Here is a 26,532-nt window from a genome sequence, read left to right on the forward strand (position 1 = left end):
CGGTAAGACTCCGCCATGGCACATCGCTACTTCGCGCTGTCCGAAGACGTCCAGCCAGGGCACTGGTATCTGGGAGAGCCTCGACGTGCCGTGACGAACGAAGAGGCGGACCCTTGCGAGTTCACCGCGGGAAGGCCCGTCTCCATCCAGGGCCACATGAAAGTCCCCGTTACCGCGACAGGCCGGCCATTGGACTTTTCGACCGCGGGAATCAGCGCCACCCCCATCGTCCACGTCAAGGTGGCAACCCGCCTCTCGGAGCTGGCGCCCGACGACGTGCAGTTCATCCCCGTGGACGTCGAAGGCCAGCCGGACCAGTACCTCATCCTCGTAGCGACGAAGCTCATTCGGTGCATTGACCCGAACGCGAGCAGGGAAGTCCGCTACTGGAAGCCGGAGCACGGCCAACCCGAGCGAGTGGGCGAATACCGCTCGGTCGCGGGCCTGCGCATCGACCCGGGTCTTGTGGGCAGCGCCAAGCTGTTCCGGACATGGGGCTGGGACATCGCCCTGATTGTCTCTGAAGACCTCAAGGTGGCCATCGAGCAGGAGCAGACCACGGGCGCACGCTTCACCGAGGTGTAGACCGGTCTCCCTGAAGGATTTCACCCAGGGGCCCAGCGCCCTAGCAACCCTGCGCTTGCTTACGGAAGCCTTCCCAAACCGTACTCCGGGAAACTGCCCTCTCGAGGTGCTGACAGGCCCAGCCTCCTCGTGAATCAGACGCATGGCTCACCGGCTGCTCCACGGCCTGAGCAACAGGCGAAGTGCTGAAGCGACACACCCCATGGCTTGAATGCCGACGCCTGCACGCGGTGTCTCTGCGCCCCGACAGCCAGGTTTCTGAGCGCCCGCCACTCCCGGTGGGCTCACGCGAGATGGCACCGGACGCTCCCGCCACGTGAGACGTGGCGACGGCCCCACGCCAACTCTCGCGCCCTGGCCACTGGAGCGACATGAAAAGGCAACTCACGTGGTTCATGTTGGCAGTGGGCGTACAGCTCAGCGCGTGTGGCATGGAGTCCATCGCGGACGGCCTTCCACCCGAGGCTTCCGCGCCAGATGACAGCGCGCGGCCCGTCCAAGCAGAAGCCGTGGATGATGGCTCGACCGCGAAGTACGAAGACGCGCTGGGCCCAGGCTGGGCGGATTGGTCCTGGGCAACACACAACCTCGCGGCGACCTCCCCCGTGGCCGCCGGCTCGCGCGCCGTCTCCGCGACGTTCGGTCCCTGGACGGGCCTCTACTTCCACCACCCCGGCGTCTCCACAAGCGGACTCGAGTTCTTGGAGTTCCAGGTCCACGGCGGCGCCACGTCCAACCCCGCGCTCACCGCCTACGCCACCGTCGGCAACCAGGCGCGGCCCACCATCTCCATCAACCGCTACTGTGACGGAGGAACCATCGAGGCCGGTGCCTGGACACGCTGCCGCGTGCCCCTCACGGCGCTCGATGTCGCCAACGTCACGATGGACGGCATCGCCATCCAGGAGGGCGCGGGCCGCAACCTGCCGGTGATGACCTTCGACAGCGTTCGCCTGGGTACGGCCACGCTGTCAGCTCCGAGCGGCCTCAAAGCGGTGGCCTCGGCGACGGACGTGTCCCTGACGTGGAACAGCGTCAGCGGCGCCACCGGCTATCACGTCTACCGCGCCACTTCCCAGACAGGCACGTACACGAAGCGCACCACGACGCCGCTGACGAACACCACGTACCGCGACACCACCGTCACCTCGGGCGCCACGTACTGGTACGCGGTGTCGGCGAACAGCGCGGACGGCGAAGGTCTCCGCTCCATGCCCGTCTCCGCCTCCGTGAATCCGCCACAGCAGCAGGTCGCCATCTCCGTGACGCCCACCAGCACGTCACTGGCCTCGGGAGCTTCGCGGACCTTCAGCGCCACGGTGACGGGCAGCGCCAACACCGCGGTGACGTGGTCCATCCAGCAGGGCAGCGCGGGAGGCATTATCACCCACAGCGGCCAGTACACCGCGCCACGGACAGCGGGCACCTACCACGTCATCGCCACCAGTCAGGCGGACACCACGAAGCAGGCGACGGCCACCGTCACCGTGGCGGCAACGCAGCCCGGGAGTGGCAAGTGGGTGTCCGGCTACTACACCGGCTGGAACGCGGACCTGTACCCGCCCGAGAAGGTGGACTTCAGCGCGCTGACGCACATCATCGTCGGCCGCGTGACGCCCAAGCCGGATGGCTCGCTGAACACGGCCTTCGACAACGACTACGGGCCGCAAATCGCGAAGACGCTCGCGCAGCGAGCCCACGCCGCCGGCCGCAAGGCCATCATCATGGTGGGCGGCGCGGGCGAGCACGCGGGCTGGGTGGCCGCGGCCTCCAACGCGAACCGGGCGAAGTTCGTACAGAGCCTGCTCAACGCCATGGACACCTTCGGCTACGACGGGCTCGACATCGATTGGGAGCCGGTGGAAGCAGCCGACAAGCCGAACCTGCTCGCGCTGGTGAAGGAGCTCCGCGCGGCGCGGCCGAACATGCTGCTCACCTTCCCCATCGGGTGGCTCAACAGCAACTTCGCCAGCGACGCGGACCCGTGGTTCGCCAACCTGGCGCCGTACCTGGACCAGATCAACATCATGTCCTACGAGATGATTGGCCCGTGGGACGGTTGGCAGTCCTGGTACACGTCCGCGCTCTACGGCGAGTCCGGCAACCGGCCGACGTCCGTGTCCTCCAGCCTCCAGGGCTGGGCCCGCACGGGCATCCCGAAGGCGAAGCTGGGCATGGGCATCCCCTTCTACGGCATGGCGTGGCGCAACATCACCGGCCCCTACCAGGACTTTACCCACTGGTCCGACTACGTCGGCAGCGACAACTCCTTCACGTACAAGAAGATTCAGCAACTCTCCGCGTCGGGCACGTACCGCTGGGACGCGGTGGCGGCGGCCAGCTACGTCACGTTCAACACGCCCGTGGAGGACGGCACCGTGCGGTGGATTTCCTATGACAGCCCTGAGGCCATCGCCGCCAAGGGCGCCTACGCCCGCGACAACGGCTTCGGCGGCACCATCATCTGGACCATCAACCAGGGCTGCACCAACCCCACCACCGGCGCCAACCCGCTGCTGGACGCGGTGAAGGGCGCCTTCCTCCAGTAACTCCACCGGAGGGAGCGCATCCAAGCCACACGGACACGCTCCCTCTCGAGGTACCGCGAGCTAGGCCTGCGGCCGAGGCATCACGGCGTAGCGCAGCAGTACGACGCCGTTGGCGTAGACCTTGGTGGACTTCAGGTCCAGGTCCACCACCTGCTTCAGCGAGGCCACCAGCGGGATGCCCGAGCCGAGTATCAGCGGGTTCATCTTGAGCAGGACCTCATCGACCAGCCCCTCGGCGAGCAGCAAGCCGGCGAACGCGCCACCACCGCTCAGGTAGATGTCACCGCCCTCCTGGGCCTTCAGACGCCGGACCTCGCCCACCGCGTCGTCCGACACCAGCTTCACGCGCGGATTCGGGCTCTCCTTCATCGTGCGGCTGAAGACGTAGGTGTCCATGTTCGGATAGGGGTCCGTCACGCCCACCTTGAGGCCGCCGTCATAGGTGCGCCGCCCCATGAGCACCGTCGCATAGGTCGCCAGCGACGCGACGTAGTCCGCGACGTGCTCGCTGTCCTTGATGAGGCGGTCCTGCATGAAGGCGCCGTACGTATCGTCCTCGTGGGCGATGAAACCGTCGACGCTGGTGGCAACGTGGTACTTGAGCTTTCGCATACGTGTTCTCCATGCCGCGCGCGCAAAGGCGCCGGTCATTCAGGTTCAGGAAGACGACTGGGAAACACAGCGGGGACCCACGCATCCGGACAGCAGCCCACGTCAACGCCACGGCACATCGGCCGGAGCGGCAAGGGCAATCACGGAAGCCTGGGTTAGCGAGCGAAGGTCATGGGACAGCGCCGTGAGGCGCCACATATAAAGTACGCACACGAAGGCCCCCTCGGCAACCCCCTTCCGAGCAGGCAGCCCCGCCCCCGCGAGGGAGACGAGGCTCGATTAAAGTCCCGCCCCGGACATGCCCCACGTTGCCCCACACACTTCGCGATGGCGTGACGCGCTGGGCTCGCTCTCCGCGCGGCTGCTGGTGGCATTCCTCGTGCCCACCCTGCTCTTCGTCGCGGTGGCGGGCACCGCCGTCTACCAGCTCGCGCGCGTCATCCTGGAAGAGGAGCTGGGCACCAGCCTCAGCGGCATCGCCGCCGCCACCGCCACCCAGGTCCACGGCGAGCGGCTGCTGACCATCGAACCCGGCGACGACGTGGCGAGCACCCGCACGTGGCGCAACTTCGTCCGCACCTTCGAGAACATCGCGGAGGCCAGCGGCGTGCGCCGCGTCTACGCCGTGGACACGCAGGGCCGGATGCGCGTGGACGTCGGGGGTGGGCTCCCGGTGGGCGCGGAGATGCCGGAGTTGGCGCGCGACAGGCTGGAGCTCACCCGTGTCTTCGCCGGGGAGCGCGCCGCCAGCCAGGTGCTCTTCACCGGCTCGGACGGACAGCGCTACAAGACGGGGTATGCGCCCATCCTGTACGAGGGCCGCGTGGTGGGCGCCGTGGGGGTGGAGGCCAGCGCCGCCTTCTTCGGACCCCTGCAGCGACTGTCACGCACCTACGCCATCATGGGCGCGGTGGCGCTGAGCGCGCTCGCCGTCATCGCGTTGGTGACGGCGCGCGGTCTGGCCCGGCCGCTGCGGCGGCTGATGGCGTCCGCGCTGCGAATCGGCCGGGGCGACCTGACGACCCCGGTGCCACCGGAGCCCACGCTGGAAATCGGCGTCCTCGCGCGCGAGCTGGAGGACATGCGCGGCGCCCTGGAGAGCCGGGACCGTCAGTTGAAGATGATGCTCGCGGGCGTGGCCCACGAGGTGCGCAACCCCATTGGCGGCATCGCGCTCTTCTCCGGAATCTTGAAGGAAGACCTCCAGGCCGGCGCCCACGCCGACGCGGGCGCGCACGTGGAGCGCATCCAACGCGAGGTCGCCTACCTCCAGCGCATCGTCGAGGACTTCCTCGCCTTCGCCCGCGAGCAGCCCCTGGCCCGCGCGCCCGTGGAGGCCCCCACCCTGCTCTCCGTCGTCTGCGAGCTGATGGCCGCCGAGGCCAGCGCCCGCGACGTCACAGTGGACATCGACGCCTCCCCCGCGGTGCTGGAAGCCGACGGCAGCCTGCTCACCGCGGCGCTGGTCAACCTGGTGAAGAACGCGGTGCAGGCCTCCCCCCCGGGCGGACGCGTGCAGGTGTCCGGCGCGTCCAACGACGGCCACTACACCATTCAGGTCCGCGACACGGGCCCCGGCGTGCCCGGCACGGCGCGCGAGCGCATCTTCGAGCCCTTCTTCACCACGCGCGAGAAGGGCACCGGCCTGGGCCTGCCACTGGCGCACAAGATTGCGCTCGCGCACGGCGGCGCGCTGCGGCTGGACTCCGCGCCGGGCGACACGCGCTTCATTCTCACGCTGCCGCTGGGTGGGAAGCCGGGCCACGGCGCTTCCGTCACCCCGTCGCGTTGAACTGCCGCGCCATCCGCGCCACATCGTCGGAGACGACCCTCAGCGTGTCGGTGGCCTCCTGTGTGGACTCCAGCCGCTTCAGCGTGGCGTCCATGAGCTGCGACAGGTCCGCGATGGCGTCGAAGATTTGCGTGAAGCCGGCATCCTGCTGCGTCACCGCGGCGGCAATCTGCCGGGCCGCGGTGGAGTTCTCTTGGGCGATGCGAGACAGCTCCCGCAGCGAGTCCCCTGACGCCCGCATCTGGTCCAGGCCCGTGCCAATGGTCTGCACGCCGGCCTCCCCCATCTTCGCCGCGTCGCGGATGCCCGTGCTGATGTCCTGGAGGATGCCGCGGATGCGCCGCGTGGCCTGGATGGACTGGTCCGACAGGCCGCGAATCTCGCGGGCCACCACGGCGAAGCCCCGCCCCTGCTCGCCCGAGCGCGCCGCCTCGATGGCCGCGTTGACCGCCAGGAGGTGGGACTGGTCCGCCAGGTCCTTCACCGTCTCGGTGATTTCGCCAATCTGCGTGGTGCTCTGGGCCAGCCGCGTCAGCCGCTCCTGGATGCCGTCCACCACGCGGCGGATGTCCGCCAGGCCGTTGAGACTCCGCTCCACGGCGGCCTCGCCCTGCTGTCCCAGTGCCTCCGAGCGGCGGGCCACCTGAAGCACCTCCTCCGCTCGCTCGACGGCCATCAGCGACGTGCGCCGAATCTCCTCCGACGTCATCTGCGCCTCGTGCAGCGCGGACGCCTGACGGACCAGGCTCTGCTGGTGCTCGTCGTGCGACTCCCGGAGGTGTCGCCCCGCGCCGCTCAGCCGCGTGGCGGAGGCATTGAGCGACAGGGGCAACTGCCGCAGGCGGACGAGCACCGCGTTCATGCCAGCCGACAAGTCCCCCATCTCATCCGTGGACACCCAGGCGGGCGAGACGACGCGCCCCGCGGACAGTGACTCGATGGCCACGCCCACCGCGCCCGCCGCGTGCGCCTGGCGGCGCGCCAGCATCCAGGTGGTGACGGCGGGAATCGCCAGCAATCCGCCCACCCAGGCCAGCCCGAATGCCAGCTCACCCGCCAGCATGCCGCCCATGCCCATCAGCGACTCCGCCGAGCCGTGCGCGCCCTCCGCCACCAGCGCATTGTGCAGTTCGTCCCGGACGCCTTGCAGCTTCACCAGCACCACGCACCCGCTCAGCACCAACGCGCAGAGGCTGGAGCCAATGAAGGTGACGGGCATGAACCAGGCCTGCCGCGGCCAGAAGAAGCCGCCGCCCTTGAGCGCCATCGTCGGGTCCTTGCGCTGCTCCTCCAGCGCCAGCGGCAACAGCAACCGCTCCAGCGTGACGCTGATGGGAAAGCCCAGCACCACGCCGAAGCAGATGCCGATGAGCGTGCCCACCACGACCAGGGACAGGTCCTTCTTCCACAGCAGGCACACGTGGAGGCTGAACCAGAGTCCTCCCAGCGTCCACGCGCCCCACGAGGATGCGACCGCGGCGCGCCACGGCAGGCGCAGGATTCGCTCCAGCCGCGCGCCGGGCGTGTCCTCCGGCCGCTCCCGCAGCGCGCCGTCCACCAGCATGTGCATCATGAACGCGGGATAGGCGATACCCAGGCCCACGATGATGGGCGGCAGCACCCACGCCACCGCAATCAGGCCCGACCAACCCGCCACGCCCATGGCCATGCCATTGAGATACGCGGCGATGGGCGCCACCGGCAGCACCCACAACATGAACACCTTGAGCGCACGTCCCCGGTACTCCTGGATGACCTTGTCTGCGGCATTCATGTGGCACATCCCCCCGAGGCCATGGGCTCACACCCCGAGGGCAGAGCCGGAAGTCCTCACCCGCAAGTACGGCACTCTCCGCGCGAAGCGGACAGGCGGGTCATCCGGAAGCTGCCGCCTTCCGGACAGAGCACATGAAACACGGGACCCGTGAGCCCACGCGGGGCCTCGAGGTGTGCGGGAGGCGCACCAGAGGGCTGTGCGCTGGTGTCGCGCGATTCAGTCGTTGCAGCACGCGTGGAGCGCGGAGGCATACATCTGCAGCGACTTCCTGGCCGCGGCCTGGACGCGGAAGGGCTCACCGGAGCCCGCGTCGGTGGACAGCTTGATGATTTCCAGCGCCTCCTCCGGGTGCTGGTCATCATAGCGCGCGTGAACCTTGAGCCACATCATCGAATACGCGTCGATGCGCGCGCCGTCCTCGGCATAGGCGCGGAAGGGCTCCACCACCTCCCGCGTCCACACGCCGGTGATGCCCTCCACCGCCCAGTTGGACGCGGCCACGCCTTCGGCCAGTGTCCCGTGCGCACAGGTGTCGAGCAGGAACTCATGCAGCGCCCGCACCTCCGGCAGGGGGCGCTGGGTGAAGACATCTTCCGGCGCCAGGCCGATGCCGCGCATCCAGTCGATGAACCACTCCGCATGCTTCGCCTCCACGCCCAGGTTCTGCAGCAGCCAGCGGCGGGCGCTCGCGTCGCCGGGACGCTGGCCGTAGGTCGTCTTCGCCAGCGACAGGCCCATGTATTTGGGGAAGGACTCGACGATGAGGAAGAAGTGGGACAGCACCCGCCGCCAGTGACGCAGCGGCGGACGCTGACCGTCAGCCGTCGCGCGGAACAACGGAGGCCAGCAGGCCGCGTTCCACTCGTCGCGCACGGACTCCAACATCGACTCCAGCCAGCGCGGGTGCGCGGTGAGTGTGAGCACAGGGGGGCTGTAACGGTGGGGCGCGGCGGACGACATGGGCACGGCTCCTGGCTTCCCGACAGGTGACAGGCCGGCATGGCCTCCCTCACCCGCCCAAGCAGGACGGCATGGTTGCAATCGCTTTCCAGCGGCACCATCGGCCCAAAGGCAACCAGGCCGTGTTTCCCATATTTTGTTTCAAATCCGGGTGCGGGCGCGCGCGCTCGGTCCGCGAAGCCACAGTGCCCCTGACCGCGAGGCCGTGCGCGCTTCCGCTTTCGAGCGCTTCAGGGCGCGGAGGCCACCACGCGCCGGGCCTTCGCCAGCATGCGGCGCAGAGGCGCTTCGTCCGCATGCGTCATGGCTTCGTCCCAGGTGAGCCACCGCACGCCGAAGGACTCCGCCGGGTCATGCGCCAGTGCGTCGGGGTTCTCCGCCACCACGAGGAAACGCACGTCCAGGTGGTGGTGCTCCGGCTCATCGCGGCGCGCGGGGATGGTGTGGATGTCCACGTCCAGCGGCCGGGGCGCGGCCGGGTGCAGGGACACGCGACATCCCGTCTCCTCACGGGCTTCACGCAGCGCCGTGGCCTCCATGTGGCCCGCGTCCGTGACATCCGCGTGTCCCCCGGGTTGCAGCCAGCGTTGGAGTTTGCGGTGATGCAACAGGACGACGCGCGCGCCCTCTGGGTCCACCACCACCGCGCTGCCCGTGAAGTGGGCCTCCAGTTGCTCCCGGGAGAAGGGGCGCGCCAGGGAACGGGCGAAGTGGCGCATGCGCTCCAGGTCCTCGCGCTCCTTCACGCCCTCGGGAACGTGGCGCTCGAGCAGGGACTGGAGGGACGCGGCGGAAGAAACTTCGGATTCCATGCCTCCCCGTACTGCTCCAGGACAGGCGGCGCCAGCACCTTCGCACGCCCGTGACATGTGGCAACCTCCTGAGCCGGTGGAGCAAGCCGGTCCGGATGTGCTCTCATCCGGCGGCCCCGGGATGCGGCCGGCCTCGGGTTGCAGGGAGAATCGACTCACGCCATGGCGCGAATCCTCGTCATCGACGACCACGACACGCTGCGTGAAGGGATGACTGTCACCCTCACGCGGGCGGGCCACACCGTGTCCGCGGTGCGCAGTGGCCAGGACGGACTGGCCGCCTACCGCAAGGCGCCGTTCGACCTGGTCGTCACCGACCTGAAGATGGACGGCATGGACGGCATCGAGGTGACGAAGTCGCTCAAGGCGCTGGATGCCGGCGCCGTCGTCATGGTGGTGACGGCCTTCGGCACCATCGAGACCGCGGTGCAGGCGATGCAGCAAGGCGCCTACGACTTCATCACCAAGCCCTTCCCGCCCGAGGTGCTGCGCGCCAAGGTGGACAAGGGGCTGGAGCTGGCCTCCACGCGCAAGCAGGTGGAGCGGCTGACGGCGCGCACCGCCGCGCACGACACGGACGCGGCCCTCACGCACGGCAGCCTGGTGGGCGACAGCGAGCCCATGCAGCGGCTGGTGTCCCAGGTGCTCAAGGTGGCGCAGAGCGACGCCACGGTGCTGGTGCGCGGAGAGAGCGGCACCGGCAAGGAACTGGTGGCCCGGATGCTCCACCAGCGCTCCCCGCGCCGAGACGGCCCCTTCATCGTCGTGCACTGCGCGGCGCTGGCGGAGACACTGCTGGAGAGCGAGCTGTTCGGGCACGAGCGCGGCGCCTTCACCGGCGCGGTGAAGCGCAAGCTGGGGCGCTTCGAGCTGGCGGACGGCGGCACGCTGTTCCTGGACGAGATAGGCGAGATTCCCGCCTCCGTGCAGACGAAGCTCTTGCGCGTGCTCCAGGAGAAGGAAATCCAGCGCGTCGGCGGAGAGGACACGTTCAAGGTGGACGTGCGCGTGGTGAGCGCCACCCACCGGGACCTCCAGGCCGAGGTGAAGGCCGGACGCTTCCGCGAGGACCTCTACTACCGCCTGCACATCGTTCCGGTGGTGTTGCCGCCCCTGCGCGAGCGGCCCGAGGACATCTCCCTGCTGGCCCGGCACTTCGTGGCCAAGCACGCCATGCGCGTGAACCGGCGTGTCATGGGCCTGGACGACAGCGCGCTGCGTGCCCTGGCCCGCCACGCGTGGCCCGGCAACGTGCGCGAGCTGGAGAACGTCATCGAACAGGCGCTCGTCTTCGCCGAAGGTGAGCAGCTCACCGACCTGGACCTGCCCTCACACCTCACTGCCAGTGGCACCCCGCGCGTCGAGGCGGGCCTGCCAGTGCTCCAGGGCGACCGCCCCCTGCCCGACATCCTGGAAGATTTGGAGCGTCAGCTCATCGCCCGGGCCTATGAGAAGGCCAGCGGCGTGAAGACGGAGACAGCCCGTCTGCTAGGTATCAAGACGTCCGCGCTGTACTACAAGCTGGAGAAGTACGGCTTCCTCCCCAAGGGGACGCCTCCCGAGGAGAGCTGAACCTCGAAAATCTGTCACCCGCCCCCGCCCCCCATGACTTTTCACCGGTATCCCACCTCCGCCCCTGTCCCCCTGGACGCTCCAGGTGTCCGGAATTGTTGGACGCCGAGGGGCCTCGAACCCCGGGGATGGGCTGGCAGGCTGGCACTCACCTTGCTCTGGGGCTGTCGCTGATGAATCTCCGCCCCCTCGCCCTCCTGCTGAGCCTGCTGCTGGCCATGCCCGGTCAGGCCGCGTCTGGGCTGGAGGCGGTGCGGGGACGGGCCCAGTCGGCTCGCGCGGAGACGCGCTCGCTGCGGGGTCAGCAGCAGGCCCTGCGCGACGAGCTCAACGGGCTGGCGGCACGCATCGAAACGCTGAAGGCGCAGCGCCAGGGCAAGCTGATGGCGGGGACGGAGCTGGAGGACGCGCTGCGGCGTTCGCAGGAGCTGAGCGGTCAGCTCACCGGGCTGGCGCAGGCCGTCGTCGCGGCGGAGGGCGAAGCGGAGCGCGCCCACCTGGCCCTGCACACGGCGCTGTCGGACGAGCTGACGCGGCTGCTCGCGGCGTGGGAAGGCACGGCGGACCGGGGCCAGCGGGAGAAGCTGTTGGAGGCGGTGCGCTCCGTTCGCGCCGAGCGGGAGGCCATCCGCGCCGCCCTGCCCGCGTCCCAGGTGCCCTCCCTGAACAAAGCCACCGCGGGCGGTGATGACCCCGAGGATTTGCTGGCCCAGGCGGACACGCTCCGCGATACCCGGGACAAGGTGCGCGAGCGGCTGAAGGCGCTGCGCGGCCGCATCACCGAGGTGCGCGAGGAGCGCGACCTGGACCGGCGCATGAACGACTTCCTCGGCGAGGAGTCGATGTTCGACGACCAGGACCGACGGCTGCGCCTGCGCATGGGGAGCGACCGGGCGCTGCAGGTGGAGCGCTCCGTGCCAGGCACCAGTGCGCCGAACTTCCAGGGTGACAGCCCCGACGATCCGCCCCCCAACGTGGGCGGACGCCCCGGTGAAGGTGTCGACCCGGGCCGGCCCCCCTATCCGGCGCAGTTGTCTGCCCGGGCCACGGACCGGCGGCCCCAGGTCGAAACGCAGCGCGCCCAGGCCCTGGCGGCGGGCGGCCCCGTGGACCTGGCGGCGATGGAGGCCGAGGCCGCGCGGCTGGAGACGCTGGCCAGGGAACTGGAAGGCCGCGCCACGAAGCTGGAGCGGCGCGCGCAGGAGATGGGCGTCCCCTGAGGGACGCGCCTCCCGACGCCGGACTACAAGAGCCCGGTTTCCACCTGGAGCTTCACCACCGCCTGCAGCCGCACCTCGCGCGCCGGCATGATGCCGCGGCCGCGGATGATGATGCTCATGGACGGCGCGGAGACGAAGGGCTGCAACTCCACGTTGTCCACGCGCAGCGACAGCACGGGGTTGGGTGGCCTCAGGTCCAGCGCGGACACATCCTGGCGCGCCGCGATGCGCGCCTCCCGGTCTCCCGCGCGGGCATAGAACTCCACGGAGTCCAGGAAACGGAGGTCCTGGTCATTGGGGCTGAGGACCTTGAGCGTGAGGGACTCCACCTTGACGGACGTCACCTCGCCCTTGTGAATCCCCTGGTTCTTGAAGTCCTGGTTCTTGTCGAAGTCCATCCCCGCGAAGCTGCTGATGGCGGGAAGGCCGTTGAGGGGCGTGTCGACGCCAGGCGGGCCCGCGGGCACGGTCGACTCCCCTTTCACCTCGGTGGTGAAGGAGGAGGAGGCGCAGGCGGACAGGCCCAGGCAGGCCACCGCGAGAAAGGACACAAGGCGCATTCGCCCAATGTAACGGGCCGCCGGGGGCGTCGTCACCGGTGGGAGCGACTGGACGGCCGCCCCTGCCCTCCAGCGACGGAGTATGGTCGCGCGCCGTGGTCCGCTCCTTCGCGCCGCTCCTGCTCGTCCTCGCCATGCTCGCCGCCGGCCGTGCGCCCGCGGCCGAGTGGGAAGGGGCACTGAGGGGAACCGGCCGCCTGCTGCTGGACACCAACGCGCCCCGGGACTTCTCCGACCAGCTCACCCCCAACCCGGAGCGGGACTTCGCCCTCAGCCTGCTGGGCTCCGCCGAGGGGCGCGGCTCCTTCGAGCAGGCCCAACTGGTGGGCCGCTACGAGCTGGGCACGCGCGCGTACCGCCTGTACCGGGACGAGAACACGCTGGTGCAGTCAGGCGCGGTGGAGGCGTCACACGCGCTGGGCACAGCGCTGGGAATCGGCCTGGAGGGCCATGCGAAGGACCGGCGGGGTGGCTCGCGCTCGTACTCGGACCTGGGGACCACCGCGTTCCTGGAATACGCCCCGGACGTGCGACTGGCGCTGCGAGTGCGGGCAGGCGCCCGGCGATTCGTGTACCGGCCAGACCCCACCGCCAACTTCGGCGGCCCCGAGGTGGGCGTGCTGGGCCGCTACCGCTTCGACCGGCGGCACAGCCTGTCCGTCTTCGGCGACTGGAACTCCCGGCGCTTCGGCACCCCACCTCGGGCACGCCCGTCGGGGACGGGGGGCGGCTCGGGATTCCTCGCCGGCCGGCGTCAGGATGCAGCTCTGACGGCGGGAGCGTCGTACACCTACCGGGGCCCGCTGGCCCTGGGGCTGACGTACGCCTTCCAGGAGAGCTCCTCCAACAGCTACGGCGAGACGATTCGCCGGCACCGGGTGTCAGCCAACGCCGGCGTCCGGCTGCCCTGGCGGGTGACCCTGCTGGCGCAGGGCTCGCTGGGCATCACCCAGTATCCGGACGGCATCTACCTCTCCCCGGAAATCATCCTGGTGGAAGAGGACGAAGGGCAGAACTCGCTGTCGGTGAAGCTGGCCCGGCCGCTGACGGAGTCGTTGGACCTGGAGGTGACCTGGGGCATCTGGAGCACCCGGCTGCCCCGCAACTCGCTCACCTACACGCGCCAGGTCATCAGCACCGGCTTCACCTGGCGCTACTGAGGGCGCGGCCTACGACAGGTCGGCGATGCGCTCGTCGATTTCCTCGGCGAGCCCCGGGTGCCCCTGGGCCAGGGCGTGCTCCTTGGCCCGGCCCAGCACCTCGCGCGCCTTGTCGGACTCCCCCGCCCCGGCCCAGGCATCCCCCAGGGCCACCATGGCGGCCGCATAGGTGGGGTCCAGCCGGACGGCCGACTCCAGGGCCTGGGCGGCCTCCGGGTACTGCCGCCGCTCCAGGTACAGCTTCCCGAGGGAGAAATGGCTCATGGGGGAGTCCGGGAAGTCCACCACCATCTTCTTGAACTGTTCCAGCCGGGCGTCGCTCATGGACACCAGCAGATAGAGGACCGCTTCCGTGTTGCCAAGGGTGCGGTAGGGTGCGCCGCACATGGCCACGAAGAAGAAGACGACCGCGAAAAAGACCACCACCCGGGCCCCGGCGGCCCGGAAGAAGACGGTATCGGGCAAGACGCCCGCGAAGAAGAAGGCCCCCGCAGCCAAGAAGTCGGCGGCGAAGGCCCCCGGCAAGGCGCCCAGCAAGGCCCCCGCGAAGAAGAAGAAGGCGAAGCTCCCAGTTGCCCCGCCCCAGAAGGTGGGCCCCGCGGAGAACCCGGCCGCCAAGGCGCTGGCGCACCGCATCGGCAACCTGCTGGTGGACAAGAAGGCGCAGGACGTCGTCATCCTCGACGTGCGCGGGATGACGTCCTACGCGGACTACTTCGTCATCGCCTCCGCGGAGACCGACCGCCAGGTGAGCGCCATGGCGGAGAACGTCCAGGTGCAGCTCAAGACGGGTGACGAGCCCCTGCGTCCCATCGGAACCGAGGGCTTCGAGACGGGTCAGTGGGTGCTGCTCGACTACGGCGAGGTGGTGGCGCACCTGTTCCTCACCGACCTGCGCGCGCACTACGACCTCGAGGGCCTCTGGGCCGACGCGTCTCGGGAGAAGCTGGCCTGAGGTGAAGGTCCGGCTCCTCTCCATCGGCAAGGACCGCTCGGGCCTGTATGAGCCCGCGGTCCAGGAGTACGCCAAGCGCCTGGGCCACTACACCCGCTTCGAGCTGGTGGAGCTGGCGGAGGCCAGCGGCAAGCGGCTCAAGCCCGGCGACGCGAAGGCCGCCGAAGCCGAGGCGATTCTCTCCAAGCGCAAGCCGCAGGACTGGCTGGTGGCCCTGGACGAGCGCGGCTCGCTGCTCGACTCCGTCGAGCTGAGCCGCTACGTCGGCAAGGCGCAGACGGGCGCCAAGGACCTGCTGTTCATCATTGGCGGGGACGAGGGGCTCGACGCGCGCGTGCGGGACGCGGCGAACCTCACGCTGTCCCTGTCGAAGATGACACTGCCTCACCGGCTGGCGCGCGTGGTGCTCATCGAACAGCTCTACCGCGCGTTCACCATCCTCAAGGGCGAGCCGTACCACAAGTAGGCAGCCGGGCACGGGGCCCGGCGCCACCGTCAGGCGTGGCGCGCGGGTGCCGTCAGCCCGGGCATGCGCACTGACGCCTCCTCTGAACATCTCCCCACTTCCGCGCCGCAGGCGCCCGTGCGTGTCATCGCCTCCGCCCAGTCCTGGGTGGAAGGCGAGGCGGTGCGGCAACTCGAAGCCATGGCCCGCTTGCCAGGAATGAAGCTGGCGGTGGGCCTCCCGGACCTGCATCCCGGCAAGGGTGCTCCGGTCGGCGCGGCCTTCACCTCCGAAGGCTTTCTCTATCCCTATCTCGTCGGCAGTGACATCGGCTGTGGCATGGGCCTGTGGAACGTGGACCTGCTGGCACGTAAAGCCAAGCCCGAGCGTTGGGCAGGCAAGTTGGACCTGGAAGGCCCGTGGACGGGTGACACGGAAGGTTTCCTCCAGGAGCACGGCGTGAAGTCCTCGGGCTACGAGGCCGCGCTGGGCACGGTGGGCGGCGGCAACCACTTCGCGGAGTTGCAGCGGGTGGACGCGGTCCATGACGCGAAGGTCTTCAGCGCCCTGGGCCTGGAGGCGGACCGGTTGCTGCTCCTGGTGCACTCCGGCTCGCGCGGCCTGGGCGAAGCGATTCTCCGGGCCCACGTGGACCGGCACGCGGCGGGCGGGCTCGCGGACGACTCACCCGAGGCGCAGACCTACCTCACGCGCCATGACCACGCGGTGGCCTGGGGCCGGGCCAATCGGGCCCTGGTGGCGCGGCGGATGCTGGACGGCATCGGCGCGATGGGCCAGCGAGTCCTCGACGTATGCCACAACAGTGTCACCCCTCGGCGTGACACGGGACGGACGCAGTGGCTGCACCGCAAGGGCGCGGCGCCGTCCGACGAAGGGCCGGTGGTGATTCCCGGCAGCCGCGGCGCACTGAGCTACCTGGTGATTCCCACCGGTGAGAGCCACGTCAGCGCGCACAGCCTGGCGCACGGCGCGGGCCGCAAGTGGACACGCACGGCGGCCCGGGAGCGGATGCGCGAACGCTTCACGGCGGAATCGCTCACCCGCACCGCCTTCAAGAGCCACGTGGTGTGTGAGAACAAGGACCTCCTCTTCGAGGAAGCGCCGCCCGCGTACAAGCCCATCGACCGCGTGGTGACGGACCTGGTGGAAGCGGGGCTGGTCCGGGTCGTGGCCACCCTGGCGCCCGTCCTCACATACAAGACGCGCGCCCGGCCGGAGTAGGGTCTCCCCATGCAGCCTTTCCTCGAGCCAGACTCCCCGCGAGTGCGCTCCGCCATGGAAGCCAATCAGGTGGAGCACATGACCTATCTGGCGCGGAGCCTCCCCGGCGCCATCGTGAAGGACACTCCCGGGCTGCTGCTCGTCGACTCCGGGTTGCCCTGCAACACCTTCAACGTGGTGTGCCGGGCCCGGCTCGAGCGCCACGAAGCGGACGCGCGCATCGCCGCCGCCGTCTCCCACTTCCGGGACAAGGCCTTTCCCTTCGCATGGTGGGTGGGACCGGACGCCGCGCCCGAGGACCTGGACGCCCGCCTGTCGGCGCACGGTCTGGTGAACGCCGAGCAGGAGCTGGGCATGTCCATGGACCTCTCCCGGCTGCCAGGACTCACGCGGCCCTCGGGGCTGAGCATCCGCCGCGCCGAGGACGAACACACCCTGGCGGACTTCGCCCGCGTCGTCGCGGCGAACTGGGAGCCCGCCGACCCCCACGTGCTGGACTTCTACGCGAGGACGGCGCACGTGGCGCTCGCACCCGACAGCCCCATCCGCTTCTTCGTGGGCTACCTGGACGGCGAGGCGGTCGCCGCCAGTGAGTGCCACCATGCGTGGGGTGTCGCGGGACTCTACTCGGTGGCCACCGTGCGGCACGCTCGGCGACGAGGCATTGGCGCGGCGCTCACGCTGGCCCCCCTGCTGGATGCCCGGGAGGCGGGCTACCGGACAGCCACCCTCCAGGCGTCCGCGCAGGGCCAGGGCGTTTATTCCCGGCTGGGTTTCGTACCCCAGGGGACCTTCCGCGAGTATCAATAGACGCGCTCGCTTTTTGTCCTCTCCCGTCTGGCGCCTGCATGGTTAGGGTTCGGAGCATGACGCCCGCGCACAAGGTCCTGCTCTGCATCCTGGATGGTTGGGGTATTCGCCAGGAGCGTGACAACAACGCCATCGTCCTGGCCGGCACGCCGCACCTCGACAAGCTGGCGAGCCCCTACCCCTTCACCGAGCTGCAGACGGCGGGTCTGGCCGTGGGCCTGCCCGAGGGGCAGATGGGCAACTCCGAGGTGGGCCACACCAACATCGGCGCCGGGCGAATCGTCTACCAGGACCTGGTGCGCATCAATCGCGCCGCGGAGTCCGGAGAGCTGGCGCAGAACCCCGTGCTTCGCGCGGCGCTCGACGGAGTGAAGGCGGACGGCAAGGCCCTGCACCTGCTGGGGCTGGTGTCGCCCGGCGGCGTCCATTCGTCCATGGACCACCTGTTCGCGCTGCTCAAGGCCGCGAAGGAACGCAACGTGGCCCATGTCTACGTGCACGCCTTCCTGGACGGGCGTGACACGCCGCCGCAGAGCGCGCTGGGCTACGTGGAGGAGCTGGAGCGCTTCCTCCACGAGACGCACACCGGCCGCATCGCCACCGTGACCGGACGCTTCTACGCCATGGACCGCGACAAGCGCTGGGACCGGGTGCACCAGGCCTACGAGGCGCTGGTGTTCGGCCGCGGGCCCAAGGCGCCGGACGCACTGAGCGCCATCCGCGCGGCCTACGCGGAGAAGGTCACCGACGAGTTCGTGAAGCCCACGGTGCTGGCCGCCGGTGACGGCACGCCGGTGGGCCGCATCCAGGATGGCGATGCGGTGCTCTTCTTCAACTTCCGCGCGGACCGGGCGCGGGAGCTGACGCAGGCCCTGGCGTTCCCGGAGTTCAAGGAGTTCGACCGGGGCGGGCTGCGGCTGGGGCGCTACGTCTGCATGACCCAGTACGACGAGACCTTCAAGCTGCCGGCGCTCTTCGAGCCGGACCAGCCGCAGGACATCTTCCCGGAGCTGCTGTCACGCCAGGGGCTGCGCCAGTTCCGCACGGCGGAGACGGAGAAGTACGCGCACGTCACGTTCTTCTTCAACGGCGGCCGCGAGGTCGTCTACGCGGGCGAGGACCGGCACCTGGTGCCCAGCCCGCGCGACGTGAAGACGTACGACTTGAAGCCGGAGATGTCCGCCTACGAAGTCACGGCCGAGCTGGTGAAGCGGCTCGACTCCGGGAAGTACGACTTCGCGCTGGTGAACTTCGCCAACCCGGACATGGTGGGCCACAGCGGGCGGCTGGACGCGGCGATGAAGGCGGTGAAGGCGGTAGATGAATGCCTGGGCGCGCTGGGCAAGGCGTGCGAGCGCAACGGCTGGGTGCTGGCCATCTCCGCCGACCACGGCAACTGCGAGCAGATGGTAGACCTGGAGACAGGCGAGCCCCACACCGCGCACACGCTCAACCCGGTGCCCTTCCACCTCATCCACCCAGACTTCCGAGGGCAGAAGCTGCGCCCGGGCATCCTCGCGGACATCGCGCCCACCCTCTGCAAGGTGATGGGATTGCCGCAGTCCAAGGAGATGAACCGTCAGGGCCTGCTGCCGTGATGCGCGCGGGGCACGGCCCGTGCTGAAGGCCCTGCTGGACGTGCTCTATCCCCCTTCGTGCCTCGCGTGCACGAAGGTGCTGCCGGGCCCCGAGGGCTTCTTCTGCGAGACGTGCGACACCGCGGTGGAGCGGCTTCCTCCCGCGTGCTGCCGCACCTGCGCGGAGCCCGGCGCGTTTCCCGGGGACACGTGTCCCCGATGCCGCGCCACCCCGCCGCCCTTCGCTCGCGCCTGGGCGCCCTTCGCGCACGAGGGGCCCCTGGCGCGCGCCATCCACCGGTTCAAGTACGAGGACCACCCCAACCTCGCGGGCCCCCTGGGGGCGCTGCTGGCGGACGAGGCACGAAGCTTCCTCGGCCGTGCACCCGAGCTGGTGGTCGCGTTGCCGCTGCACACGCGCCGCTATCACGCGCGCAAGTACGACCAGGCGCAGTTGCTGGCGGGCGCGCTGGCGAAGGCCACGGGGCGCAAGGCCCCCGTGGGATTGCTGACGCGGCACCGCGAGACACAGCGGCAGGTGGGGCTGAGCGAGGCGGAGCGGGCGAACAACGTCGCGGGGGCGTTCGCCGCGTCGTCCCGTGTCTCGGGTCAGCGAGTGCTGCTGGTGGATGATGTGTTCACCACCGGCGCCACCGCCAGGGCGGCGGCCTCGGCACTGCTCGAAGCGGGCGCCGCCCAGGTGGAGATGCTGACGCTGGCGCGGGCCTTCAGCCTGGAGTGAGTAAACGACGCCCGAAGGCTACTTCTGGGCGGCCCGGACCCGCTCCAACTCGGCCTGGAGTTCGGCCACGCGCCGCTCCGCGTCTTCTCGGCGCCGGGACTCTTCTTCTCGGCGCCGGATTTCATCTTCTCGCAGGTGGGCCTCTTCTTCCGAGCGCTGTTCAAGCCACGCGATGCGCTCCCGCATCCGGACGATGAGTTCGTCGGACTCCATCAAGAGCGCGTTGCCAGCCCAGAACCGGAGCCGGTCCCCCACCAACTCCAGCTCCAAACCCAGCACCCGCGAGACATAGCGTCCCTGCGTCGGCTCCATCCGCACGTAGACGCCTGCGCCGGGTGACGCCAGCGTGTACGCCTCCAGCCGCTCCCGGGAGCAGTCGTAGATGAAGTACTCGGGAATTCCGAGTCGGGCATAGCGCCGCACGTTGAACTCGGCGTCCTTCTTCCGGGCGCCCCCGACGTGGACCTCCATCACCCAGTCCAACCCACGGCCCTCATGGCTGACGAGCCACTTCTCCCGCGGGTGGGCGCCCACATCGAAGACGACCAGCAGGTCTGGCGCGAAGCGCCGCTCGTCCGGGTAGTACACCGGCAGCTCCGAGCCGACGTAGGCCGTGCGCCGCTGATGACCGAAATAGCCCCGAAGAACATCCAACGCCCGGAACTTCGCCCACTGGTGCCGGTCCCCTTCGGGCGGCGCCATCTCCGCATACGTCACTTCCGCCGGCAGCGACTCCACCACCCGCGCCCGCTCCTCCGGATTCATCCTGTCCCACGCATCCTGCGAGGGCGCCCGGGGGAAGGCAGCCCCTCCTTCGTCAGTAGGCCGTCCCATGATGCCTTCATCGTGTGGCGGCACTCCGTCGCGGTCAATCCGCCCCCATGTCCCGGCGTCAGCAAATGGCGAACCAACGAACGCCTCCGACGCGCGCGGTTCGAGTCACCGCACGGCCTCGTTCGCGTTCCGGAACACGGCATCTCATGACGCGGACGCTCAACGCACACGGCCCCACTCTCCGCCTCTCCGGAAAGAGCCGCGTTCATCCGCGAATGGCGACACTCCAGGACTTCGGCCCGAGGGCCGACTGGAGTTAGCGTCAGCCCATGCGCTCGCTCCTCCCACTTGTACTCGCGGTCGCCGTCCTCCGCTGCGCCCATGCGCCCGAGGCGCCCCCCGCCGCTCCCGTGGCCACCGCCCCTGAATGGCCCGAACCCCAGCCTCCCGCGCTGCGGCTGCCCGACTCGGTCCGCCCCACGCGTTACGCGCTCGACCTGAAGCTGCTGCCCGCCGAACCCACCTTCTCCGGCAGCGTCAGCATCGACGTGGACGTGAGCGAGCCGGTGCGCCAGGTCTGGCTGCACGGGCAGGACATGGAAATCTCGCAGGCCCGCATCGAAGCGGGAGGCCGCACCCTGGAGGCCCGTCCCGTCACCGCCAGCGAAGGGCGGCTCGGGCTGCTGCTCCCCGAAACGCTCGCGCCGGGCAAGGCCCGCATCCACATCGCCTTCACCGGCAAGGTCGACCGCGAGCGCAGCCAGGGTCTCTACGCCGTGGAAGAAGGCGGCGAGCCCTACCTCTATACCTTCTTCGAGCCCGTCGACGCGCGCCGCGCCTTCCCCTGCTTCGACGAGCCGGGCTTCAAGGTGCCCTGGACGCTGCGCATCACCGCCAAGGAGGACCACGTCGCGCTCGCCAACCACCCCATCGTCTCGCGCGAGAAGCTGCCGGACGGGCTGGCGCGCGTCACGTTCGCCGAGAGCAAGCCGATGCCCAGCTACCTCGTGGCGTTCGTGGTGGGCCCCTTCGACGTGGTGGACGCTGGCACCGCGGGCCGCAACGCCGCGCCGCTGCGCTTCATCGTGCCGCGCGGCCGTGGCGCCGAGACGGCCTACGCGGCCAGCGTCACGCCGCGCATCGTCACGCTGATTGAAGACTACTTCGACATGCCGTACCCGTACGAGAAGCTCGATGTCGCGGTGGTGCCGCGCTACTGGGGCACCATGGAGCACCCGGGCCTCGTCGCGCTCGGACAGCCGCTGACGCTCATCCGTCCCGGCGAGGAGACGCTCGCGCGCCGCAAGTGGTACGTGAACATCGCCAACCACGAACTGGGGCACTACTGGTTCGGCAACATCGTCACCTGTCAGTGGTGGGACGACATCTGGCTCAACGAGTCGCTCACCTCGTGGCTGGACCGAAAGACGGTGGACCCCTTCGACACGAGCTGGGGATTCGGGCTGGAGCAGAGCACCCAGTCCACGCTCTTCGCGTTGGACACGGACGCGCTCGCCGCCACCCCGCCGGTGCGCAAGCCCGCCAACACGCATGACGAGGTGCTGGGCTCGTTCGACAACGGCACCACGTACGCCAAGGGCTCGGCCATCATCGACATGTTCGAGGCGTGGCTCGGTGAGGAGCGCATGCGCGACCTGCTGCGCGGCCACATCAAGAAGCATGAATGGGGCGTGGCCACGTCGGAGGACTTCGCCGCCACGCTGTCGGCCGCCGCGGGGCCGGACGTCGCGCGTGCCTTCCGCAGCTTCATCGACCAGCCCGGCGCGCCCCGCATCGCCGCCGAGCTGCAATGCCAGCCGGGAGCCCCCGCGAAGCTGAAGTTCACGCAGGAGCGCTACGTCCCCGCGGGCTCCACCGCCAGCAAGGACCAGACGTGGTCCGTGCCGGTGTGTGTGCGCGCGGGCTCCGGCAAGACGTCCGAGCGCACGTGCACCATGCTCACCGGGGCCACGGGCGAGTTGGTGCTGCCCGGCAAGAGCTGCCCTTCCTGGTTCGTGCTCAACGCGGGCGGCACCGGCTACTACCGCTCCGGCTACACGCGCGAGCAGCTCAACCGCGTGCTGGCCGCGCCCACGGAAGCGTTGACGGTGCGCGAGCGGCTGACCCTGTTGGCCGACATGGAGGCCGGGGTGCGCCGGGGAGACCTGCCCCTGGGCGACGTTCTGCGCTACGTGCCCACCACGGCCAAGGCGGACCACCGCCTCATCATGCAGCGCGGCGCCCGGCTGCTGACCTTCGTGCACGTGGACCGGCTGTCCAACGACGAGAGCGCGCGCTACCGGAACTGGGTGGCCTCGATGTACGGCCCGCGGGCCCGCGCGCTGGGCTGGGAGCCCAAGCCCGGTGACGATGACGCGGTGAAGTCGCTGCGACCCAACCTGCTGGGGCTGGCGGCGCTGCGCGGCGAGGACCCGGCCCTGGTCCGGGACGCGAACCGGCTGGTGAAGGCGTGGCTGGCGGACCGAAAGTCCGTCCACCCGGAGGCCGTTCCCCTCGCGCTGATGGTGGCGGCTCGGAACGGAGACAAGGCCTTCTTCGACACGCTGGTCGCGCGCGCCCGCGCCACGGAGGACCGGACCGAGCGCAGCCGCGTCTTCACCACCCTGGGCGCCTTCCGGGACCCGGCGCTCGTGCGCGAGGCGCTCGCGCTGGTGGCCGGCAGCGAGTTCGACGTGCGCGACACCCAGTCCATCCTCACGGGGGCCTTCTCGATGCCGCAGACGCGGGCGCTCGCCTGGGCGTTCTACCAGGAGCACTTCGACGCGCTCGCCAGCCGGATGCGCTCGGACGAAGTCGCCGGGCTCATCGGACTTGCGGGCATGCTGTGCGACGAGAAGACCGCCGCCGAAGCGGAAGCCTTCCTCACCCCCCGCGCGGCGAAGCTGGAGAACGCGTCTCTCGCCCTCACCCGCGCCATGGAGTCCATCCACCTCTGCGCCGCGTCCAGCACGCTGAACGCGCAGAGCGTCAGGGACTTCCTGAAGGGCCAGCCGAGCCCCGCGAAGCTCCGCTGAGCGCACGACACGCCTCCCGTGCGCGTCATCGCGAAACGCATCTGCGTTCCGTCATGACGCGCACGGCCGCGGTGGTTACACCCCGTGGCAGGGGCCCACTCCAGCCACGTCCGGCACACGGGCTGCACTCAGCCCGCCGGACCCATGCCTCGAACGTACACAGCACAAGAGGGCGACTGCGTCTCCAGCATTGCCCACGCGCACAACCTCAGTCCTCAACGCGTCTGGGAAGCGCCCGAGAACGAGTCCCTGCGACGGGAGCGGACAAGCCCCCATGTGCTCAAGCCCGGCGACACGGTGACGCTCCCGGACAAGGAAATCCGGCAGGTCCCCTGCGCGACGGGAAGGACGCACACGTTCAGGCTCAAAGGCATCCCGGAGCGCTTCCGCCTGCGACTGCATGAGGACGGTGCGCCTCGGACGAAGGTGCCCTACCGGCTCGTCATCGGGAACGTCACCCACGAAGGAGAGACGAACGAGCAGGGCCTCATCGAGTGCGGGATTCCACCCGGTGCCCGAGAGGCGACGCTGGAGGTCGGCGGCGAGGCGTACACGCTGTCCCTGGGGACGCTCCGGCCCGTGTCCACGGAGGAGGGGCTGCGAGCGCGCCTGGTGAACCTGGGTTTCCTCGAGGATGAGGCCAGCGAGGAGGACGCGCTCTCTGAGGCAGTCGCCCGCTTCCAGGCCGAATACGGGCTGATGCCCTCCGGCACGGTGGATGAGCGGACCCGGAACAAGCTGCGGGAGGCGCACGGTGCCTGAGACCACGACACCTCCTCCAGCGCCCAGGAACCGCCGACTTGGCCACGTCGCGCGCGGCGGTGAAATCAACACGCTCAACATCCGGTTTCCCGGCCGCTACTACGCGTTCGTCACGGAGCGGGAAGGCGCGGACGACGACCCGCTCTACCTGCGGCTGGAGTGCGTCGAGCGCGACTGGATGGACCGGGTCTGGAACGAACTGGAGAAGCAGTTCGACCCGGGCGACTTCCTCCGCTTCTTCAATGCCGTCATCAACGGCCGGCGCTTCGAGGACTTCTACGATGCGCTGACGCTGGAGCAACTCAACCTCTTCTACGTCGTCTATTTCTGGTTCCTGCGGCGAGTCATCGACGATGGCAATGATTCCGCCCCGGTGTCCGTCTTCGAGTTCGAGCTCGCGCCCGGGGACCCGCTGCGTGATGACCTCTACGAGACGGACTGGTTCCACCTGGAGTTGCAAGCGGCGCCGGGCAGCACCCGCCCGGACGGGCTCTTCGTGCGGGCGGGCAGCGTGCGTCGCGCGGGGGTGCACACGGTGCGGGGCTTCACCCCGGACACGGACTCGCCGCCCGTGGAGCGCTGGCTGCGGAGCTTCCTGCGGGTGGAGGATCGCTCGGATGGCGGGCTGACGCAGGGCGCGCTCAAGGCGCTCCACTTCCCGCTGCCCGCGCCGCCACCACCGCCGCCTCCGTCTCGTCCAGGAGGCCCTGGCGGCTCCGGAGGCTCGGGCCCGATTCCCGAGCCGCCCGTGAAGGACCCCTTCGCCATTCCTTCCGCGCCCCTCCCCATCCCGGTGTCGGCCCGGGCCGCCACCTCGGCGCTGGCCCGGTGGATGCGCGCCGCGGCCCGCCAACTCTCCCAACAGGTGCGCGCCTTCACCGAGGAGGTCGCGGACTTCTTCGATGACTGGATGCCGCCTCCCGGAGGGCCCGTGCTCGCATTCGCCGGAGCAGCCGGCCCTACGTTGACGTCACGAGCGGTGCCCAGGGAACGGTCGCGGCCAGGTGCCCCACCGCCCACGGCCCACGCCTACGTAGGTGATGGCGCGCCCAATCCGATGGATGCGTCCGACCCGAACCGCTTGTTCGCCCCCTTCGTGGGGCTGTTCAACGTGGGCCAGGGCGCGTGCTCGGTGCTGTACGACAACCAGGGGCGCGCCATCGTCTATTACGACTTCGGCAGCCCGGCGAACGGCCAGCAGGGGACCTTCCCCATCATCCCAATGGGGCACTGTGTGGGCCCCTGCATGTGCAACGGCCCGCTCATCATCCTGTCCCACTGGGACATGGACCACTGTGATTTGGGGCGCTACTACCCGGAGTCCTTCCGCTGCCGGTGGCTCGCGCCGCAGCAGCACATGGGCACCGTCGTGTGCCGCGACACGGTCGCGCGCGTCGTCCACGACGGTGGCGAGTTCTACATCTGGGCAGCGTCGGGGCGGCCTGGAACCGCCGCGAGTCCGCGCGGCACGCCGAGCTCCTATAACCGCCCAGGTGGCAGTCACATGCGGTTTCCCTGGGGCTTCGTCGAACGCAACTACCGTGAAGGCGCGCAGAACCCGCTCGCCAGTGGCTCGGATCCGCGCAACAACTCCGGGCTGGCGCTGTATGTCTGCGTGCGCGACGCGGCCGGTGCGGCTGCGGTCGCCGCGGGCCCCGTGGCCACCGACGCCAACAACCTGGGGGGCAATGGGCGAGGTCTGGTCACCATCGGCGGAGGCGCCCCTCCGGGATGGGTGGCGGCCGCGTTCGCGGGGCCCAACCTTCCTGGCATTGGAGGCGGTCTGGCCGCATTCCTCGCGGCGATGGGTCCGGCGGGTGGCAACCCCAATCCCGCGGCGGTCCTCGCCCGGCGACAGTCGGCCGCGGCCACCGCGGCGGTGGGCCCGGGTGGTCCAGGCGCCGGTCTCACCGCGAGACAGCGGCTGGTCATCGCGACGCTGGCCGTGGCGTACCCCGCGCTCGCTGCCGCCACGGCGGTGGCGCTGGGCCGGGCCGCTGAAGTCGCCGCGGACGCCGTGGCGGTCGCGGGCGGAACCCTGCCCCAGATGGCGGCGGCGGCGGGCGCGGCCGTCATCGTGGCGAGCGGCGCGCCGGGCACGGCGGTCGCCACCTTCACGGCCATGGGGACAGCGGCGGCGGGCGGCGCGCCGCTGATGCCCGGGAGCGCCGGGGCCCTGGCGTTGGCCCATGTGCAAGGAGCCATCGTCGGTGCACCTGCCGCCTCCCCCGTCACGACGGCGGCGAATACGGCGGCCGGCGTCGTGCCACAGGGCGGCGAGGCGGTGCGGGCCGCGGTGGAGGCCGTGGTACGCACCCACGCCCCCGCGCCGCTCCCCGGCCTGTCGCTGGAAGGCGCGGTGGCCCGCGCCGCTGGCGTCAGCAACCCGGCCGCGGTCTGCAAGGCCCTCGCGCCCCCGCTGCCACCGACGCTCCAGGGAGAGGCGCCCTTCCACGCCAACGAGCGGTTCGTGCTCCTCACGGGCGACGTCAACTACCAATACATCCCCGCGCAGCGGCGCCCCTTCGCCGCACCCGGTGGTGGAGTTCCCGGAGGCGCGGTGCCGCTTCCCTACGCCCCCACGGCCCACC

The 26,532-nt window shown here is 69.9% G+C and carries 21 protein-coding genes and 1 pseudogene; 15 read left to right on the top strand and 7 right to left on the bottom strand.

From position 1 onward, the window contains the following. Positions 1–15: 15 nt before the first annotated feature. On the top strand, positions 16–585 hold the full coding sequence (locus tag FL344_RS25875) for a DUF1629 domain-containing protein (RefSeq protein ID WP_141620404.1): 570 nt from the start codon (positions 16–18) through the stop codon (positions 583–585). 371 nt (positions 586–956) lie between these two features. Continuing rightward, positions 957–3,134 (top strand): glycosyl hydrolase family 18 protein, encoded by a 2,178-nt coding sequence (locus tag FL344_RS25880; protein WP_141620405.1) that lies wholly within the window; start codon positions 957–959, stop codon positions 3,132–3,134. A gap of 60 nt (positions 3,135–3,194) precedes the next feature. On the opposite strand, the gene FL344_RS25885 is transcribed toward FL344_RS25880, so the two are convergent. Next, a complete protein-coding gene (locus tag FL344_RS25885; protein WP_141620406.1) occupies positions 3,195–3,746 on the bottom strand; it encodes a dihydrofolate reductase family protein in 552 nt (183 codons plus the stop codon). A gap of 298 nt (positions 3,747–4,044) precedes the next feature. Here FL344_RS25885 and FL344_RS25890 point away from each other — a divergent pair, with 298 nt between their 5' ends. Continuing rightward, a complete protein-coding gene (locus FL344_RS25890) occupies positions 4,045–5,538 on the top strand; it encodes an ATP-binding protein (RefSeq protein ID WP_141620407.1) in 1,494 nt (497 codons plus the stop codon). Here the strand turns inward: FL344_RS25890 and FL344_RS25895 are convergent. From FL344_RS25895 to FL344_RS25905, 3 genes are all read right to left on the bottom strand, one after another. Next, positions 5,522–7,312: a methyl-accepting chemotaxis protein gene (locus FL344_RS25895; protein ID WP_228565374.1), complete on the bottom strand. Its 1,791-nt coding sequence runs from the start codon at positions 7,310–7,312 to the stop codon at positions 5,522–5,524. The genes FL344_RS25890 and FL344_RS25895 overlap by 17 nt on opposite strands. 219 nt (positions 7,313–7,531) lie before the next feature. After that, positions 7,532–8,275, bottom strand: a complete 744-nt coding sequence (locus tag FL344_RS25900) for a TenA family transcriptional regulator (protein ID WP_141620409.1) — start codon at positions 8,273–8,275, stop codon at positions 7,532–7,534. 230 nt (positions 8,276–8,505) lie between these two features. Continuing rightward, positions 8,506–9,087 (bottom strand): NUDIX hydrolase, encoded by a 582-nt coding sequence (locus FL344_RS25905; protein ID WP_141620410.1) that lies wholly within the window; start codon positions 9,085–9,087, stop codon positions 8,506–8,508. 162 nt (positions 9,088–9,249) lie between these two features. Between FL344_RS25905 and FL344_RS25910 the strand changes: the two genes are divergently transcribed. Continuing rightward, positions 9,250–10,659, top strand: a complete 1,410-nt coding sequence (locus FL344_RS25910; RefSeq protein WP_141591932.1) for a sigma-54 dependent transcriptional regulator — start codon at positions 9,250–9,252, stop codon at positions 10,657–10,659. 173 nt (positions 10,660–10,832) lie between these two features. Continuing rightward, the gene (locus FL344_RS25915; RefSeq protein ID WP_228558152.1) at positions 10,833–11,879 is read left to right on the top strand and encodes a TetR family transcriptional regulator; all 1,047 of its coding nucleotides are present in this window, start codon (positions 10,833–10,835) and stop codon (positions 11,877–11,879) included. A gap of 23 nt (positions 11,880–11,902) precedes the next feature. Here the strand turns inward: FL344_RS25915 and FL344_RS25920 are convergent, their stop codons facing one another. Beyond that, positions 11,903–12,439, bottom strand: coding sequence for a hypothetical protein (locus tag FL344_RS25920; protein WP_171442959.1), 537 nt, complete (start codon positions 12,437–12,439; stop codon positions 11,903–11,905). A gap of 38 nt (positions 12,440–12,477) precedes the next feature. Here FL344_RS25920 and FL344_RS25925 point away from each other — a divergent pair, with 38 nt between their 5' ends. After that, positions 12,478–13,599: a hypothetical protein gene (locus tag FL344_RS25925; RefSeq protein WP_141620412.1), complete on the top strand. Its 1,122-nt coding sequence runs from the start codon at positions 12,478–12,480 to the stop codon at positions 13,597–13,599. Between the two features lie 9 nt (positions 13,600–13,608). Here FL344_RS25925 and FL344_RS25930 read toward each other — a convergent pair whose 3' ends face one another. Beyond that, positions 13,609–13,986, bottom strand: a complete 378-nt coding sequence (locus FL344_RS25930) for a tetratricopeptide repeat protein (RefSeq protein ID WP_228565375.1) — start codon at positions 13,984–13,986, stop codon at positions 13,609–13,611. On the opposite strand from FL344_RS25930, the gene rsfS reads away from it, so the two are divergent. The 6 genes from rsfS (at position 13,985) to FL344_RS38655 (ending at position 19,370) form a co-directional block, all read left to right on the top strand. Beyond that, on the top strand, positions 13,985–14,554 hold the full coding sequence (rsfS, locus tag FL344_RS39355; protein ID WP_228558151.1) for a ribosome silencing factor: 570 nt from the start codon (positions 13,985–13,987) through the stop codon (positions 14,552–14,554). The two genes, FL344_RS25930 and rsfS, sit on opposite strands and share 2 nt — an antisense overlap. Position 14,555: 1 nt before the next feature. Next, positions 14,556–15,020 carry a 23S rRNA (pseudouridine(1915)-N(3))-methyltransferase RlmH gene (locus FL344_RS25940; protein WP_090484809.1) on the top strand — a complete coding sequence of 155 codons (465 nt, stop codon included), beginning with the start codon at positions 14,556–14,558 and terminating at the stop codon, positions 15,018–15,020. A gap of 63 nt (positions 15,021–15,083) precedes the next feature. After that, positions 15,084–16,241, top strand: coding sequence for an RNA ligase RtcB family protein (locus FL344_RS25945; RefSeq protein WP_141620413.1), 1,158 nt, complete (start codon positions 15,084–15,086; stop codon positions 16,239–16,241). Positions 16,242–16,250: 9 nt separating this feature from the next. After that, on the top strand, positions 16,251–17,051 hold the full coding sequence (locus FL344_RS25950) for a GNAT family N-acetyltransferase (protein WP_141620414.1): 801 nt from the start codon (positions 16,251–16,253) through the stop codon (positions 17,049–17,051). A gap of 56 nt (positions 17,052–17,107) precedes the next feature. After that, positions 17,108–18,649, top strand: a complete 1,542-nt coding sequence (gene gpmI, locus FL344_RS25955) for a 2,3-bisphosphoglycerate-independent phosphoglycerate mutase (protein WP_141620415.1) — start codon at positions 17,108–17,110, stop codon at positions 18,647–18,649. 19 nt (positions 18,650–18,668) lie between these two features. Further along, positions 18,669–19,370, top strand: a complete 702-nt coding sequence (locus FL344_RS38655) for a ComF family protein (protein ID WP_194863255.1) — start codon at positions 18,669–18,671, stop codon at positions 19,368–19,370. An 18-nt stretch (positions 19,371–19,388) separates the two neighbouring features. On the opposite strand, the gene FL344_RS25970 is transcribed toward FL344_RS38655, so the two are convergent. Then, complete coding sequence (locus tag FL344_RS25970; RefSeq protein WP_141620416.1) at positions 19,389–20,204, bottom strand: Uma2 family endonuclease; 816 nt, start codon at positions 20,202–20,204, stop codon at positions 19,389–19,391. Positions 20,205–20,473: 269 nt separating this feature from the next. Here FL344_RS25970 and FL344_RS25975 point away from each other — a divergent pair, with 269 nt between their 5' ends. From FL344_RS25975 to FL344_RS25985, 3 genes and pseudogenes are all read left to right on the top strand, one after another. Beyond that, positions 20,474–23,179: a M1 family metallopeptidase gene (locus FL344_RS25975; protein ID WP_141620417.1), complete on the top strand. Its 2,706-nt coding sequence runs from the start codon at positions 20,474–20,476 to the stop codon at positions 23,177–23,179. A gap of 144 nt (positions 23,180–23,323) precedes the next feature. Then, on the top strand, positions 23,324–23,941 hold the full coding sequence (locus FL344_RS25980) for a peptidoglycan-binding protein (protein ID WP_228565376.1): 618 nt from the start codon (positions 23,324–23,326) through the stop codon (positions 23,939–23,941). Then, a pseudogene (locus FL344_RS25985) lies at positions 23,934–26,532 on the top strand (flagellar hook-length control protein FliK); the annotation flags it as partial. The gene FL344_RS25980 and the pseudogene FL344_RS25985, both read left to right, overlap by 8 nt.

The sequence above is a fragment of the Myxococcus sp. AB036A genome (assembly GCF_006547355.1).
Lineage (GTDB): Bacteria > Myxococcota > Myxococcia > Myxococcales > Myxococcaceae > Myxococcus > Myxococcus virescens.